This is a genomic window from Enterococcus sp. AZ119 (assembly GCF_050546175.1).
Taxonomy (GTDB): domain Bacteria; phylum Bacillota; class Bacilli; order Lactobacillales; family Enterococcaceae; genus Enterococcus; species Enterococcus faecalis.
In genome coordinates this window covers 1,445,382-1,459,262 of record NZ_CP172951.1, presented here as the reverse complement: position 1 = coordinate 1,459,262, position 13,881 = coordinate 1,445,382, and the positions used below count along the sequence as shown (strand labels likewise).

At 36.5% G+C, this 13,881-nt stretch carries 22 protein-coding genes and 1 tRNA gene; 22 read left to right on the top strand and 1 reads right to left on the bottom strand.

Annotated elements, in window-relative coordinates; translation table 11 throughout:
- Window positions 1-4: 4 nt before the first annotated feature.
- From IGL37_RS07140 to IGL37_RS07120, 5 genes are all read left to right on the top strand, one after another.
- Window positions 5-331: a hypothetical protein gene (locus IGL37_RS07140; protein WP_002357359.1), complete on the top strand. Its 327-nt coding sequence runs from the start codon at window positions 5-7 to the stop codon at window positions 329-331.
- Window positions 324-842, top strand: a complete 519-nt coding sequence (locus tag IGL37_RS07135) for a DUF1642 domain-containing protein (RefSeq protein ID WP_002357360.1) — start codon at window positions 324-326, stop codon at window positions 840-842. Before IGL37_RS07140 ends, IGL37_RS07135 begins: the two co-directional genes overlap by 8 nt.
- 182 nt (window positions 843-1,024) lie before the next feature.
- The gene (locus tag IGL37_RS07130) at window positions 1,025-1,225 is read left to right on the top strand and encodes a hypothetical protein (protein WP_002414920.1); all 201 of its coding nucleotides are present in this window, start codon (window positions 1,025-1,027) and stop codon (window positions 1,223-1,225) included.
- A gap of 389 nt (window positions 1,226-1,614) precedes the next feature.
- Window positions 1,615-2,031 (top strand): ArpU family phage packaging/lysis transcriptional regulator, encoded by a 417-nt coding sequence (locus tag IGL37_RS07125; protein ID WP_002357362.1) that lies wholly within the window; start codon window positions 1,615-1,617, stop codon window positions 2,029-2,031.
- 273 nt (window positions 2,032-2,304) lie between these two features.
- Window positions 2,305-2,568 carry a hypothetical protein gene (locus IGL37_RS07120; RefSeq protein ID WP_002357363.1) on the top strand — a complete coding sequence of 88 codons (264 nt, stop codon included), beginning with the start codon at window positions 2,305-2,307 and terminating at the stop codon, window positions 2,566-2,568.
- 35 nt (window positions 2,569-2,603) lie between these two features.
- Here the strand turns inward: IGL37_RS07120 and IGL37_RS07115 are convergent, their stop codons facing one another.
- Window positions 2,604-2,741, bottom strand: coding sequence for a zinc ribbon-containing protein (locus IGL37_RS07115; protein ID WP_010773976.1), 138 nt, complete (start codon window positions 2,739-2,741; stop codon window positions 2,604-2,606).
- Between the two features lie 66 nt (window positions 2,742-2,807).
- Here IGL37_RS07115 and IGL37_RS07110 point away from each other — a divergent pair.
- From IGL37_RS07110 to IGL37_RS07030, 17 genes are all read left to right on the top strand, one after another.
- Window positions 2,808-2,880 (top strand) — tRNA-Asn (locus IGL37_RS07110).
- Window positions 2,881-3,783: 903 nt separating this feature from the next.
- The gene (locus tag IGL37_RS07105; protein ID WP_010830629.1) at window positions 3,784-4,008 is read left to right on the top strand and encodes a hypothetical protein; all 225 of its coding nucleotides are present in this window, start codon (window positions 3,784-3,786) and stop codon (window positions 4,006-4,008) included.
- A 40-nt stretch (window positions 4,009-4,048) separates the two neighbouring features.
- Entirely contained in the window at window positions 4,049-4,813 is a 765-nt protein-coding gene (terS, locus tag IGL37_RS07100; protein WP_002357366.1) for a phage terminase small subunit, read from the top strand.
- The gene (locus tag IGL37_RS07095; RefSeq protein ID WP_002357367.1) at window positions 4,803-6,092 is read left to right on the top strand and encodes a PBSX family phage terminase large subunit; all 1,290 of its coding nucleotides are present in this window, start codon (window positions 4,803-4,805) and stop codon (window positions 6,090-6,092) included. The genes terS and IGL37_RS07095 overlap by 11 nt, the downstream gene beginning before the upstream one ends.
- A gap of 15 nt (window positions 6,093-6,107) precedes the next feature.
- Complete coding sequence (locus IGL37_RS07090) at window positions 6,108-7,607, top strand: phage portal protein (protein ID WP_002357369.1); 1,500 nt, start codon at window positions 6,108-6,110, stop codon at window positions 7,605-7,607.
- Entirely contained in the window at window positions 7,607-8,764 is a 1,158-nt protein-coding gene (locus tag IGL37_RS07085) for a phage minor capsid protein (protein WP_002357370.1), read from the top strand. The genes IGL37_RS07090 and IGL37_RS07085 overlap by 1 nt, the downstream gene beginning before the upstream one ends.
- Window positions 8,765-8,782: 18 nt before the next feature.
- On the top strand, window positions 8,783-9,106 hold the full coding sequence (locus IGL37_RS07080; protein WP_002357371.1) for an ImmA/IrrE family metallo-endopeptidase: 324 nt from the start codon (window positions 8,783-8,785) through the stop codon (window positions 9,104-9,106).
- A 21-nt stretch (window positions 9,107-9,127) separates the two neighbouring features.
- Window positions 9,128-9,316: a hypothetical protein gene (locus tag IGL37_RS07075; protein WP_002357372.1), complete on the top strand. Its 189-nt coding sequence runs from the start codon at window positions 9,128-9,130 to the stop codon at window positions 9,314-9,316.
- A gap of 95 nt (window positions 9,317-9,411) precedes the next feature.
- Entirely contained in the window at window positions 9,412-9,966 is a 555-nt protein-coding gene (locus tag IGL37_RS07070) for a phage scaffolding protein (protein ID WP_002357373.1), read from the top strand.
- Window positions 9,967-9,982: 16 nt separating this feature from the next.
- Window positions 9,983-10,849: a hypothetical protein gene (locus IGL37_RS07065; RefSeq protein WP_002357374.1), complete on the top strand. Its 867-nt coding sequence runs from the start codon at window positions 9,983-9,985 to the stop codon at window positions 10,847-10,849.
- A 97-nt stretch (window positions 10,850-10,946) separates the two neighbouring features.
- A complete protein-coding gene (locus tag IGL37_RS07060; RefSeq protein WP_002357375.1) occupies window positions 10,947-11,351 on the top strand; it encodes a hypothetical protein in 405 nt (134 codons plus the stop codon).
- The gene (locus IGL37_RS07055; RefSeq protein WP_010773975.1) at window positions 11,345-11,689 is read left to right on the top strand and encodes a putative minor capsid protein; all 345 of its coding nucleotides are present in this window, start codon (window positions 11,345-11,347) and stop codon (window positions 11,687-11,689) included. The genes IGL37_RS07060 and IGL37_RS07055 overlap by 7 nt, the downstream gene beginning before the upstream one ends.
- Window positions 11,689-12,015, top strand: coding sequence for a minor capsid protein (locus tag IGL37_RS07050; protein WP_002357378.1), 327 nt, complete (start codon window positions 11,689-11,691; stop codon window positions 12,013-12,015). The genes IGL37_RS07055 and IGL37_RS07050 overlap by 1 nt, the downstream gene beginning before the upstream one ends.
- Window positions 12,015-12,413, top strand: a complete 399-nt coding sequence (locus tag IGL37_RS07045; RefSeq protein WP_002357380.1) for a minor capsid protein — start codon at window positions 12,015-12,017, stop codon at window positions 12,411-12,413. Before IGL37_RS07050 ends, IGL37_RS07045 begins: the two co-directional genes overlap by 1 nt.
- Entirely contained in the window at window positions 12,413-12,892 is a 480-nt protein-coding gene (locus IGL37_RS07040; RefSeq protein ID WP_010773974.1) for a phage tail tube protein, read from the top strand. The genes IGL37_RS07045 and IGL37_RS07040 overlap by 1 nt, the downstream gene beginning before the upstream one ends.
- 69 nt (window positions 12,893-12,961) lie before the next feature.
- The gene (locus IGL37_RS07035) at window positions 12,962-13,414 is read left to right on the top strand and encodes a hypothetical protein (protein ID WP_002357383.1); all 453 of its coding nucleotides are present in this window, start codon (window positions 12,962-12,964) and stop codon (window positions 13,412-13,414) included.
- A 54-nt stretch (window positions 13,415-13,468) separates the two neighbouring features.
- Window positions 13,469-13,876: a hypothetical protein gene (locus tag IGL37_RS07030; protein ID WP_002357384.1), complete on the top strand. Its 408-nt coding sequence runs from the start codon at window positions 13,469-13,471 to the stop codon at window positions 13,874-13,876.
- The last annotated feature ends 5 nt before the right edge of the window (window positions 13,877-13,881 follow it).

The following is a 13,881-nucleotide window of genomic DNA, read 5'->3' as shown; positions in this document are numbered from 1 at the left end:
CGGAATGAAACTATATCGATATGAAAGTTCAAATACTGGACATTGGACAGAAAGCTTAATTGATGCAATTAAAGAATACGAAGGAGAAAAAGACTATCTAATGTCAAATGATCCAGATGAAGATGAAACAGTAAAAATAGTCTCAATTGAGATACCAGATGAATTGATAGATGAACTAGAAGATGAATCCAAAGTGTTGAAAGAGGCCATATTAATGCATGATCCAGATCGTTTAGAAGAAAACCCAAGAGAAGATGGCTATGACTTTGATTATTATGCTGCTTGGTCCGATGATATAGCGAAACGCAAGGAGGGAAACAGCGATGAATAAACAAGAATTGATTGAAGAGTTAGAATGCTTAGAAGTTCCTACAGATAGCCTTGATTATTTGAAAGGTGCTAACTATGCTGTCGAAAAAGCAATTAGCTTAGCAAAACAACTAGACGAACCGAAAAAAGTCGTTGTTCCGAAGTTCGTGGCAGAATGGATTGAGTTATGCAAAGGATTAGAGTGCACTCTGTATTGCTCAGCAACAAGTAAGCTTAGAGATACGATGCATATAGAAAAAGCTAAAGAAGTATCAGACTGGCTTGATACTTTTGAAAATCATGAGTTGTTTGCTCACGCATGGCTTGACGGCTACGAAGTCGAGAAGGGACCTTTATATCACGTTTTATTACCAGACAAAGGGGCGACTAACACAGGATATACTTTTTTAAATTTAGCGGGAGCAATTGATTTTACGACATGTAAGGAAAAGGTGGATATGTTAACAGAACAAGAAATCAAAGCAGTTGATGAGCGCTATTGGCCGTTTGCTGTGAAGGTGGATGGTGAATAAATGAAACGCAACTGGAAAAGAGTAATAAATAAAGTTAGTGGCATTGCAATAATGATTCTTGTAGCCAAAGCAACCGTGAGCTATTTCGTGTATGGCAATGACATAACAAGCAGTGACCTTGTTTATTTCCTTTCATGCTCGTTTATTTTGGGATTAGGGCTATATTTAGGGGGTTCCAGCGTATGAGTTATCCAGAAGTTTTTATCTTAGGAAGGCAAGTTGATGGAGTGTATGTTGAGTACTTACATGGAGCAGAGAAAGCCGATTTATTTTTCGATTATACGATAGCTCGTGATGAAAGAAATCATATGAATAAAACCAATACAAAAGATGGCGAATGGAGAATTTTAAAATACGGGAGGCCAATTACATTGGAGTTTTAACTTATTGCAACTTTTTTACAATAACTAGCCGATTTTTTGCAAACAAAAAGCCAGCCGACCAATGGCTGACTAATGTGGTAGTTAGCACTTTTCCCAAGTAAAGTGCTAATAGTGCCAACAAATAAGGTTGACATTGTGTCTCTGGTGGAGACAGGAACTATCGATAACTGTTTTCCGCCAGTTATCATAGAAAAGGAGAAATTTATTTCAGAAATAAAATCCCCAAGAAAGTTAATATGATTATATCATGAGTAAATGTATTTGAAAATACTATCTCATAGTACGTATTGTAAAAAGTTTATTTAGTAGAAAATAAAAAAAGCCAGATTGCTCCGGCTGTGAGAAATATTTTCGACATAGTTATTATACCACAAAAGGAGCGATTCCACTTGATTCAATTGCTAAAAGAAGTAGATTTTCGACAAACAAAAGCGAATGCCAGAAATGTGTTGAAGAATTTTAGACGTTTAGAGCGAATAGCTGGTCGCTCTTTGATAGATTTAAAATCACCAATTATTACAGATATGCCTAAAAGCCAAAGTCATGGGAACAAAGCAGAAGATGCGCTAGTACAATTAGCAGATGCAGAAGCAGAAAGAGACGCAATTTTATCTGGGCTTATGGCATTAAGCCTAACTAGCAGACAAATTTTGCACTATAGTTTCTGTGTGCAGGACCATTACTCTAATTACAAGATTGCTAGAGAAGTCGGCTATTCCGAAAGAAGTATTCAAAGAATGAAATCAGAAGCTTTGATTGAATTCGCAGAAGCTTACCGCAATGGAAAAATAATTGCCTATAAATAAAATTTTGGCGGTTTTTTGGCGGAAAGTTGGCGGTTTTTATACGAATTTGAGTGCTAATATAGTAACATCGAAAGTCAAAGAAATGGACACATTACACAACACTTTCTGGTTTAGTCACCGTTTGATTTGACTTTCGATGGTCACTTGCAGACATACGTTCTCAATAAAATGAAGTGAGGTGAATAACCTCCTCTTTTTTCTACAAGTTTGCAAGGGATATATTTGGCGATTGCTAGCATATGCAAAAAAAGACAGACAGAAAGGAAGATTTATATGTTATTGCAAATTGATAAGTTTAATAAAAAAGAATTAGAAGGTAAAGAAGCAGCGAAACTTTTAGTGGACTATATCGGAGGGGTTTCAGGGACTTCTTGTGATAGTAATGCAGTTAAAGTTTTTAACATGAGTAACCCGATTATCATTACATTTGGTAAGGAGCAAACAACTGCAATTAACCTGCCATATTACGAAGATTTTAAAATTGTTGCAGTATGGCTCTTAAATGATGAAGGTAAAACACTTCGTAAATTAATATAAAATAAGCAGTCCGTTAAAAGACTGCTTATAAATAATTATTTTCTATACTTTGTATTATCACATCTAGGACATGGCGGCAGTGTATCTGTTTTGTCATCTAATACAACTTGCTGACCGCAATTAGTACAAGTATAGGTGCCTTTGCCTGGCTTTTCACCTGTAGAATAAGTCATGTTATCACCTCCTTACTTGAAGTATACACCTTAGAATATAATTAACAATAGGAAGTGACATTTTGATGGAATATAGCTCAGTTGGTAGAGCATACGACTGTTAATCGTAGGATCATGAGTTCGAGTCTCGTTATTCCAGTAAGTAGCTATGCTACTTAAATAAAAAAATCGTCAATAAGTCAAATGTAACTACCTTTACGATCAGATGACGGTTAAGATTTTCCTTCCTATCTAAGGCTGCACTTTCACCGTGCAGTCTTTTTTTATACGTAAAAAAACCACTAGACTATGGAATCTAGTGGATAGGTAGCAGACTATATTACAAAAAGATGGGTTTTCTAGGTGTAAATAACTGTTTCAGCATTTAAGGAGTTGCTACCCAAAAGCATTATAGCAAATTAATAGTGATAGACATTATCCAATTTATGTAAGAAATGACATATTTAGTACATAAAATTAATTAAGAATGTCTCTTTTAGTATGTAAAAAACCGCTAATATCGGAAAATTAGCGGATAGGCAGTTATAGTAAGACTTGTTGATAGAATTTTAAATCGCAAAATCTAAATTCATCAAGAAGGAATTCCTGCCTGTAAAAATTCTAACAAATATTAAAAAAATTGTAAAACATTTATGTGTTTGTTTTTTTACATTAATTGCAATCGAGCTTCAGATGATGAGTTAGTAACTATGTTTACTGAACAACAAAAAAACCACCAGTGAAATTAATCATGGGTGGTTAGGTAGCTAGTACGATATGAGGAATTTCATGTGCAAGAAATTTTCTAAGGTATGTCGCTACCCGTAAATAAATTATAGCAAATCATTCATTAATTGTCTTGTCTGATGCATATAAAAACCGCTAGTGGTGACATACTAGCGGTTAGGTAGCAAATTATGTGTCTTTTCATTGAATTATGAATTACATAAGGTGTTGATTAAAAATAAAAGGAGTTGCTACCTAATAAAATTATAACAAATAAGAATGAAGAATAAAAGAGATTGCCTTGATGGCTTCTTTTTTTGTTTGGAGGGAATGAAGGATGGATAATTATTGGTACATATCTCTGAACCACCATTATCCGAAACCCATGAAAAACCAACATAAACGGGTAGTAATGTCGGTGCAGATTAAGAAAGACTATTCCATCATTGAGATGACACGAGAAGCTACACCACAAGAAATTGACTATTGCAAGTTGCTATATTGCGGTCATGGGTGTTGGAATGACAAGCATGTACAAGAGAATATAAGTAAATACAGATGAATTACAAAACGAACACAGATGGCGAGGTGGTGTAAAATGTATGTCTAGAGCTAGAAATCCAAATAGAGAAAAGGCAAAACATCTTTGGTTAGAATCTGAAGGAACAAAGAAATTAAAAGATATCGCAATTGAATTAGGTGTTACAGATTCCACTATTAGAAAATGGAAATCTCAAGATAAGTGGGACACTACAATGAAACGGAGCGCTCCGATTGAAACGGAACGTTACGATACGCTTAAAGGCAATAAAAATGCCCAAGGGAATAAAGGCGGTTCGCCCCCTAAGGGGAATAAGAACGCAGTTAAACACGGAATTTTTGCTAAGTGGATGCCGGAAGAGACAATAGAAATAATGGAGACCGTTTCCCAATCAGAACCGGCAGATATTCTTTGGAATAACATTATGATTCAATATACAGCCATTATCCGATCACAACAGATTATGTACGTCAATGATGTCGGAGATATCTCAAAAGAGGAGTCGGGTTGGTCATCTGGCGAAAGTGGAAGCAGTTCTACTATGCAAGTTCAATACGCGTGGGATAAACAAGCGAACTTTTTAGCCGCCCAATCTCGAGCAATGGGAACACTATCAAATTTAATTAAACAATTTGTAGCTATCGCAGACGAAGCCGATGAACGAAGAGCAAAATTAAGCTTGATAACTGCGAAGATGGAAAAAACACAAGCAGAAGCGAAAATACTTACGAATCAGGCCGATAAGTTAACTGCTGGAGGCAAAGCGAACGAATTGTTAGAAGCTTTGCTCAACGTTAAATCACGAGGTGTGAACAATGACAATTAATTTTAGTGATAAGCAAGCAGCGAATATTAATTTCAACACAAGCAAAGTGACCTTTGAATTAAACGAAGGTACTCCTCGTAGCGGAAAAACCACCAGTGATATATTTAAAATGGCAGACTTCTATTTACGCTCACCAGACCAGAACCATCTTGTGACTGCTTATAATCAAGAACAAGCTTTCCGAATGTTTATGGACGGTGACGGTTTAGGCTTAATGCATATCTTTGATGGTGTTTCAGATATTCGACATGATGAGCATGGGGACCATTTGCTTTTATATGCACCTAACGGAGAAAAAAAGATTTATTACAAAGGCGGCGGCAAAATCAATTCGGTTGGTGCTATTACGGGTATGTCGTTAGGCTCAGTTACTTTCTTAGAATTTAACTTGCTGCATAAAGATTTCATTAATGAGTGCTTTAGACGTACTTTTGCTGCAGAATGGCGCTATCATTTAGGCGAACAGAATCCGCCAGCACCGAATCACCCTAATTTAGAATTGTTAGAACGTTTTGAGAAATCAGGACGTTTTTTATTTCGTCATTGGACACCAGATGATAATCCAATCTTAAGTGAATCAAGAAAGCAGCAGTTATACGATGAGTTATCAAGTAGCGAATATCTTTTAGAACGTGACTGGTATGGTCATAGAGTGCTACCACAAGGTGTTATTTACTCGATGTTCGGTAAGAACAACAAGGCAACCGAAATAAAAGGAAACATCATTGAAACGTTTTTTACTGCTGATGGTGGCCAAGCTGATGCAACTACCTGTGCATTTTGGGTTGTCACCTTCTATGCTGGGAAATTTTATCTGTATCGTTTAGCAAACTACTATCATAGCGGAACGGATACGGGAGAAACAAAAGCGATGTCAATTTATGCAAAAGAGATTAAACAGTTTGTTGAGTGGTGTTATACAAAATGGAACCATTTGCCACACTGGAATTATTTCTTTGTCGATCCTGCCTGTAAAACGTTACGTTCTGAGCTTGACTTAATAGGGATTATTACAGATAAAGCTGATAACAATAGCTCCGATAAAGTTTCAAGTAATGGTTTAAAGATAGAGGTTGGAATAGAACGACTACAAAACACCATGATAAGTGGCCAATTTATAGTTTTAGAATGTGGAGAAGAATTTGACCACTATAATTTTGAAAAAGAAATCTCTATGTATGTGAGAAATGATAATGGATTGCCCGTAGATAAATATAATCATGCACTTGATGAAGCAAGGTATGGTAATAATTACTTTTATAAAACCTATATCGCCTAGAAAAGAGGTGTTTACATGTTTGACAAATTAAAAGCGATGTTCAGGATTGGAGGTGCAAAAATAGGTATGGTAGAAACACTTAATAGAATTACAGATCATCCAAAAATCGGAGTAAATACTGCTGAAATCGATAGAATAATAGACAACAAACGCATATATAAAAATAAGTTTCCTGATGTGAGCTACGTTAATAGTGATGGTATGCGTATGCACAGGGCTTTTCATTCATTAAATGTATCAAAAGTAGTTTCTCGCAAATTAGCTAAGCTAGTCTTTAATGACGGGTGTGCGATAAGCATTGATAATGATGAAGCGGACCAGTTTTTACAATCAGTTTTTAACGATAATAAGTTTCGTAAGAACTTTGGTGAAGAGCTGGAAGCAGGATATGCAATAGGAGGGCTTGTCCTACGTCCCTATGTAGATACAAAGACAAACAAAATAAAAATATCCTTTTGCCGAGCTGATACTTTTTACCCTTTACAGTCCAACACTAATGATATATCTGAAGCAGCTATTGCTACGATTACACAACAGAATGAAGGTAAGAAAAATGTTTATTACACACTTTTAGAATTTCATGAGTGGGAAAATAGCACTTACTATATCAGAAACGAATTGTATCGTTCAGAAGAACAATCTCAAACAGGTGTTAGGGTACCATTACCGACATTAGACAAGTACAAGGAACTAAAAGAGGAGACTGCTTTAGTCGGATTTACTCGACCATTATTTGTCTATATAAAACTAGCTGGAAAAAACAACATAGATATCGATAGTCCATTGAGTTTAGGTATTATTGACAACGCGAAGCGCCAATTGATTGATATTAACGAAAAATACGATGAATTTATGAATGAAGTTGAAGAAGCGAGAAGAAAAATATTAGCTTCAGATCATTTCTTCAAAGTTAGATATGATGAAAAAGGGAATCCTATAAAACGATTTGACAGTAAGACATCTGTATATCAACGGTTGAAATCAGACGATCCTTTTATTAGTGAATTTGTTCCTACGTTACGGTCACAGGAATTTATTGAGACAATCAATTTTATTTTACGAATTGTTGAATTACAAACCGGTTTTTCAAGTGGAACATTTAGCTTTGATGGACAATCAGTCAAAACAGCTACGGAAATCATCAGCGAAAATTCTGAGACTTTTTCTACCCGTTCAGATAATGTCTTAATTGTGGAAGAAGCATTAAAAGAATTAATTACAACTATATTCGAATTGGCCGCAGCATTTAATCTATTCAAATATTCAAAAGAACTAGGCATTAATATAGATTTTGATGACGGTGTTTTTCAATCTCAAGATGCCAAAGCTGATTATTACTCTAAATTAGTTACAGCTGGTCTTTCATCAAAACTAAGCGCTATTCAGAAATTAACGGGTGTGACTGAAAAAGAGGCCAAAAAAATAGTTTACGAGATTAGAGCAGAAACGTTAGAAATGGACTACCCAGAACAAGAAAGAATATCGGCGGAAAATGAACTAGGAGATGAGGAATAATGATTACACCTCATCAATTAGATTTATGGTCCTCTAATATGTCACACCTCTACCAATCGTTAGAGGGCGAATTAATACGAATCATCGCTAAGCGTTTAAAAAACGGTAACGAGAATATTTTAGATTGGCAAAGAGAAAAGCTTCAAGAGTTACATTTGTTTAACAAAGAAACCGCAAAAGTCATTTCTCAAGTAACAGGAATTGCTGAATCTGAAATAGAGCGAATGTTTGAAAGTACCGGGCAAAAAATTGTAAAAGATATTGATAAAGAATTACCTTATGATCCAAAGCCTATGCCAACAGATTTAGACAATATTATGAAAGCCTATCACGACCAAGTGTGGTCTGATATTAACAACTATGTAAATCAAACGTTGTTATCCACTAACTTCGGTTATGGAACAGCCACCAGCCAAATGTACAATGAAATCATTAATAAGACAGTCGCTACATTTAACAGCGGGTTATTTACATTTGACGAAGCGTTAGAACGTACTATACAAAGTTGGGCACAGAAAGGGATTAAGTCAACATTTGTAGATAAAGGCGGTCATACGTGGAGCTTGGAACGTTACGTTCGAACCGTTTTAAAGTCTACATTAGGTAACACCTATGATAAGTTACGAAAAGACCGTATGAGCGAGTATGACGTTCACACGGTACTGGTCACTAGCCATATGGGGGCTAGAAAAGCTTGTTCTAAGATTCAAGGACACGTTGCCGATTTACGTGAATCTGTTTCAAGTAATGAAAAGTATAAGAGTATTTACGACCCTTATTGGGGCGCAGAATATGGAACTGCTGGCGGGCATAGAGGGATTAACTGCAATCATTTACACATTCCTTTTATCCCTGGTATCAATACAAATAATCAACCTAAAATTGATGCAAAGGAAAATGAAAAAGTTGCTGAATTGACGAAACGTCAACGGCAATTAGAGCGCCAAGTAGTCAAATTTAAAAAGAATCAAATGGTTTCCGAAGCATTAGATCATACTGACAATGCCAAGCAATGGAAACAGAAAGTAAGAGCAAACCAAGCGAAACTACGAGAACTAGTAGATTCTAATGAGTATTTAGGCAGAAATTATGCCCGTGAAAAAGTTTACACCCCAGTTAATACGTTGCTAAAAGATTTTCGTTACGACGATTTTTAGAGAATGGAGAGAAATACAATGAAAATACCAACTAAAATAAAAGTAGGAGCCATAAACTATCAAGTTGAGTTAGTTTCATATCTTCCAACTGAAGACGGAGGCCAAAAGTGGGGCGAATGCGACTATCAAACGTCTGTGATTAAAATATGGGATAAATTGTCTGTTGAGAAACAAGAACAAACATTTATCCATGAATTAACGCATGCTATAGCTCATGAGGCTGGTATAGACAATCAAGACGAAGATATCGTGAATCGATTTGCTTTAGTTGCTTATATGGTTATTCGTGATTTTCCGTTAATTGAAACAGTAACAGACGAAGTGGGATTTTATGATTTATAAAATAAAAAAAGAGGTGTTTCTATGCTAATAAAATTTATCGCCATTGTGATTGGATTGCCAGTCATTGGTTTATCACTAGCAATCACTATCGCTTTTATTAGATATGGGTTTCGCGTGAATATGGAGACAAAGGAAGATCCTTACGATCGATTGGATGCCGATTACGAAGAATATTTAAAAAGAGAAGAAAACAGGTCTAACTATCGTTAGGCTTTTTATTTTATACCTAGACCTGCTCGGAAGTCTCAAAAAGACGGCTCACAGTGGGAGTTGCCACTCAAAAAACACTTAGGAGGAACAGATTTATGAAAAAAGAGGATTTAATCGCATTAGGCATTGAGGAAGAAACAGCGAAGTCTATCATGGCTTTACATGGTAAGACGGTCACGCAACTAAATGCGCAAGTTGCTACTGCAGAGAGTGAACGTGACAGCGCTAAGCAAGAACTAGAAGCTAACCAAGAAGAATTGACGGCCTTAAAAGAATCAGCACAAGGAAACGATGATTTAACGCAAAAATTAGCTGATTTACAAACAAAGTTTGATGAAGCGAAAAATAATTCTGAAAAACAGTTAGCTGAACAACAAAAAGATTTCGCAATTAAATTAGCATTAAAAGAAGCGAATGCGCTTGATGAAGAAATCTTACTTGGTCAACTAGATAAAGACACTATTAAAGTTGTCGACGGTAATTTACAAGGTTTTGAAGAACAATTAAAGGGACTACAAGAAAATAAAGCCTTTTTGTTTCAAACTGATAAAGACCAAGCTTCAAAGCCGCAAATCGTTAACCCTGGAAATCCTAAAAATGATAAAGGAAACACAGACGTGTTTGCAGCAGCAGTTGAAAAATATATTTAAGAAGGAGAAATAAATTATGTCAATCAAATATTACACTAAACAATATGCAGGTATTTTGCCAGAACTGTTTGCTAAAAAAGCAGTATTTTTACGTGCTTTCGGAGGTACTTTACAGACAAAAGACGGAGTCTCTCAAAACGATACATTTCTAGATTTGAAAGTTACAGATACGGACGTTGTTATTCAAGCATATTCGACAGATGAAAATGTAGGATTTGGAACAGGGACAGGCAGCTCAAGCCGTTTTGGTAAACGTAAAGAAGTTAAATCAGTCAATAAACAAGTTAAATATGAAGCGCCACTTTCAATTCATGAAGGTGTCGATCAGTTTACTGTAAATGATATTCCTGATCAAGTTGTAGCAGAGCGCTTAGCTTTGCATGCTGTTGCCTGGGCGCAACATGTGGATAACTTGTTAGGCAAAGCATTATCTGACAATGCAAGTGAAGAACTAACCACTACATTAGATGAAGCTGGTATTACAAAACTATTTTCTAATGCTCATAAGAAATTTGTTAATAACAATGTTTCTCAAAACGTTGCATGGGTTGCCTATGTTAATTCAGACGTTTACGACTTATTAATTGATTCAAAACTTGCAACAACTTCTAAAAATTCATCCGCTAATGTTGATGAACAAACTTTATACAAATTTAAAGGGTTTGTTTTAGAAGAGTTACCAGATGAAAAATTTCAACCAAATGAGGTAGCAATTTTTTCAGCTGATAACGTAGGTGTAGCTGGCGTAGGTATTCAAGTAGCACGTGCTATGGATTCAGAAGATTTCGCAGGCACAGCGTTACAAGCGGCAGGTAAGTATGGCAAATATATCCCTGAAAAAAATGCTAAAGCGATTATTAAAGGTGTTGCCCCAAAAGTGTAGCCCCGAAAGTTGGTAAACTAACGCCGACAACAAGCGGGGTTGTTATTGAAATGGAAGAAGGAGCTTAGTCTCCTTCTTTTTTTAGGAGGAATCTAAGATGTCCTATATTGATTTTGAAGAGTTTAAAGAGCTTACAGGCGCCGCAGATGAATATAAAGATAACTTTGACAAATATTTAGTAAAAGCCACCGCAGCGATTGATAACGTAACGAATTACTTTTATCAGTTCAATGATATAATGAAAGATTCTAGGCAATTTAGAGTGAAACAGTTTAAACTCGCTCTGTGTGCGCAAATAATGTATTTTGTCGATGTTGGTGCGGATACGTATGAAAGTATCAACAATGCCCCTCAAAGCTTTTCAGCAGGCCGTACGAGTATTTCTAATGCCAGTCGCTACAATCCTTCTGGAAATAACGAAAGTAAGTCGTTAACTGCCGAAGACGTTTATTTGTATCTGGAAGGTACAGGTTTGTTATATCGAGGTGTTTCGTCATGCTAATGCCAAAGCCACCCAAAAAATTCTTAGTTGATTCCTTTGAGTATAAAGAGTACTTAGGGGAGGGCGATTGGAACAAGCCAGTATACAAGGAACCAATTCTTATTGAATATTGCCGAATTGACAGAGGAAGCCAATATACTTTTTCATCAAGTGGCAAACAGTTGCTTTATAACGGATTAATTTTCTGTTATCACGGATTGACTACGCCTTTTCCTGAATTCAAAGAACAATCATTGATTATTTACGATGGGAAAGAACACGTAATCACTAAAATTGATACTGTCATAGAAGCCTATCAAGCAGCCACCGTTTACTCTTATGAGATTGAGGTAGTCTAATGGGGGTTAAGGTAAATTTAAGCGGTGTAAGAACCAAAGTAAGCTCTGATGCAATGAGACGAGGTAGATATGCATTAGGTAATCAAGCGATGGCAGATATGAACCAATTTGTACCACGAAAGAATAATATTTTAAGGCAAAGCGTTCATTTATCAAGCAATGGTGAAAAGATTATTTACGACACGAAATACGCGAAACGTCAATTTTATTTGAACGGGAAAAAATATACCACACCAGGTACTGGGCCAAGATGGGATTTAAAAGCAAAAGGCGCTTATCTAAATGCGTGGAAACGGGCTTTTCTGAAAGGAGCAGGTATTAAGTAATGGATTTTCTTGATTGTTTAAATGAAAAGATAAATCAGATTCCTAATTTGCCGTTAAATATTCGGAAAGGATACCTTTCAGCGCTAGAAAGCTTAGTGATTTACCCATTACCGGGCGGTAAGGTAGAAACCGAATATTATGACGGAATCAAAGACGAGTTGTTAAACTATGAAATTGCCATGAAATCAAAAGACGGTGCTAAGATAGAGCGGACATTATGGCTACTATCGGATGTTTTAGAAAACATTGAAGAACTACCAAGTAAAGATAGCTCTTTTGAGTATAACAATTTAACAATAACGAACAGACCTTTCATCAATGAAGCAGATGAACAAGGTTGGTTCGTTTTTTTATTAGATTTTCAAGCAAAATTAACCACATTCAAGGGGGAAAAATAATGTTATTAAAAATGGATATCCAAATGTTTGCACGTGAAAAAAATGCGAAACGTGAACACTATATCGCTGAATATACACCAGGGAAAGAAACAGCTCCTACAGAAGATACGGAATGGTTACGACTAGCTAAATATATCTCTACCATTGGTGACGATTCAGACGAAGAAACAGACGACACAGGTTTTTATGACGGTGATGGTACACCTGAAACAACGGTGGTATCAGTATCTGGTACGTATACACCAGAAGGCATGTACGATGCAGAAGACCCAGCACAACAATTAATTGCAAGTAAAAAATACAAATTAGGTGACGGCCGTAAAATCTGGCATAAAGTCGTACAAACCAATGGTGATGTTTATATTGGACGTGCAACAGTTACAGGCATTAAGGCAGGTTCTGGCGATGCGACAGCATACGAAGAATTCGGCTGCTCAATTAAATTTGACACGTTGCCAGAAATCAGCCCAAAAGCGTAGCCCCAGTAGTCGACAAAATAACGCCGACTACAACTGGGGTCATCATAGATATGAAAGAAGGAATCTAACATGGCGAGAGAATATATCGTTTATAAAGGTGAGGAAGTCGTTGTTCCGGCTAGTCCAAGCCCTTTAGAAATTATAGGCATTGAGCCCAATACGGATGTTCCAGCAGGAACGTACCAAGTAGGGTTTGTAGACGGTGGAGAGAAAGTAGATGTACCGGCATTTAAGACGTTACCGATTGCTGTAACTGGCTTAGAGTTTTCTCCTAAAACATCAACAGCAGATGCGGGTACTGCAGGTAGCCGACAAATCACAGCAACTGTCTTGCCTGAAAATGCAACCAACAAAAAAGCAACCTATGAGATTACGCCTGAAACAGAAGGTCTTGCTGTCTCTGAAACAGGAAATATTACTTGGACAGAAGCGGTACCGGCTGGTGTTTATACCACAACAGGAACAACAGAGGATGGTAAAAAAACAGCTCAACACACCTTAACATTGAATAATCAATCATAAATACGAAAATAAAGGGCAGCTATTTGGCTGTCCTTTTCTTATGGAGGTAATTAAATGAAAGCATTAGAAATTAACGTAAAACGCACAGGTTTCCCAGTCATTTTAGCAGGACATGAATTTTTCTTTGATAGTTCACCAGAACATTTAATCGAGGTACAAAAAAACTATGAAGCGTTTGAAAAAGAAGTAGATTCGATTGAAGGACCCAATGAAGACGATGCAGATAGCTTGGACTTAGAGCCGTACAAAGAGTTGTTAGCAAAAGGGTATGACGTCATGTTAGGCGAAGGGACATTCGATACGTTGTATGCGGATATTCCAGACATCAACGCATGGCTAAACGCTTTCTTTGATTTATACAACGGGATTGCCGATCAATTGGACGAATTCAAAGAGGAACAAACTAAAAATTCCCAACGCTTAAAACAGAAGTACTTGAAAAAAGTTAGTAAGAAAGGGTGAGCGCA

Bases quoted from the DNA above. Each gene is read 5' to 3' on its own strand.
- IGL37_RS07080 (WP_002357371.1), top strand. From the start codon at position 8,783: ATGAAAATACCAACTAAAATAAAAGTAGGAGCCATAAACTATCAAGTT.
- IGL37_RS07135 (WP_002357360.1), top strand. From the start codon at position 324: ATGAATAAACAAGAATTGATTGAAGAGTTAGAATGCTTAGAAGTTCCT.
- IGL37_RS07085 (WP_002357370.1), top strand. From the start codon at position 7,607: ATGATTACACCTCATCAATTAGATTTATGGTCCTCTAATATGTCACAC.
- IGL37_RS07140 (WP_002357359.1), top strand. From the start codon at position 5: ATGAAACTATATCGATATGAAAGTTCAAATACTGGACATTGGACAGAA.
- IGL37_RS07130 (WP_002414920.1), top strand. From the start codon at position 1,025: ATGAGTTATCCAGAAGTTTTTATCTTAGGAAGGCAAGTTGATGGAGTG.
- IGL37_RS07030 (WP_002357384.1), top strand. From the start codon at position 13,469: ATGAAAGCATTAGAAATTAACGTAAAACGCACAGGTTTCCCAGTCATT.
- IGL37_RS07050 (WP_002357378.1), top strand. From the start codon at position 11,689: ATGGGGGTTAAGGTAAATTTAAGCGGTGTAAGAACCAAAGTAAGCTCT.
- IGL37_RS07120 (WP_002357363.1), top strand. From the start codon at position 2,305: ATGTTATTGCAAATTGATAAGTTTAATAAAAAAGAATTAGAAGGTAAA.
- IGL37_RS07040 (WP_010773974.1), top strand. From the start codon at position 12,413: ATGTTATTAAAAATGGATATCCAAATGTTTGCACGTGAAAAAAATGCG.
- terS (WP_002357366.1), top strand. From the start codon at position 4,049: ATGTCTAGAGCTAGAAATCCAAATAGAGAAAAGGCAAAACATCTTTGG.
- IGL37_RS07055 (WP_010773975.1), top strand. From the start codon at position 11,345: ATGCTAATGCCAAAGCCACCCAAAAAATTCTTAGTTGATTCCTTTGAG.
- IGL37_RS07070 (WP_002357373.1), top strand. From the start codon at position 9,412: ATGAAAAAAGAGGATTTAATCGCATTAGGCATTGAGGAAGAAACAGCG.
- IGL37_RS07045 (WP_002357380.1), top strand. From the start codon at position 12,015: ATGGATTTTCTTGATTGTTTAAATGAAAAGATAAATCAGATTCCTAAT.
- IGL37_RS07115 (WP_010773976.1), bottom strand. From the start codon at position 2,741: ATGACTTATTCTACAGGTGAAAAGCCAGGCAAAGGCACCTATACTTGT.
- IGL37_RS07065 (WP_002357374.1), top strand. From the start codon at position 9,983: ATGTCAATCAAATATTACACTAAACAATATGCAGGTATTTTGCCAGAA.
- IGL37_RS07095 (WP_002357367.1), top strand. From the start codon at position 4,803: ATGACAATTAATTTTAGTGATAAGCAAGCAGCGAATATTAATTTCAAC.
- IGL37_RS07060 (WP_002357375.1), top strand. From the start codon at position 10,947: ATGTCCTATATTGATTTTGAAGAGTTTAAAGAGCTTACAGGCGCCGCA.
- IGL37_RS07075 (WP_002357372.1), top strand. From the start codon at position 9,128: ATGCTAATAAAATTTATCGCCATTGTGATTGGATTGCCAGTCATTGGT.
- IGL37_RS07035 (WP_002357383.1), top strand. From the start codon at position 12,962: ATGGCGAGAGAATATATCGTTTATAAAGGTGAGGAAGTCGTTGTTCCG.
- IGL37_RS07105 (WP_010830629.1), top strand. From the start codon at position 3,784: ATGGATAATTATTGGTACATATCTCTGAACCACCATTATCCGAAACCC.
- IGL37_RS07090 (WP_002357369.1), top strand. From the start codon at position 6,108: ATGTTTGACAAATTAAAAGCGATGTTCAGGATTGGAGGTGCAAAAATA.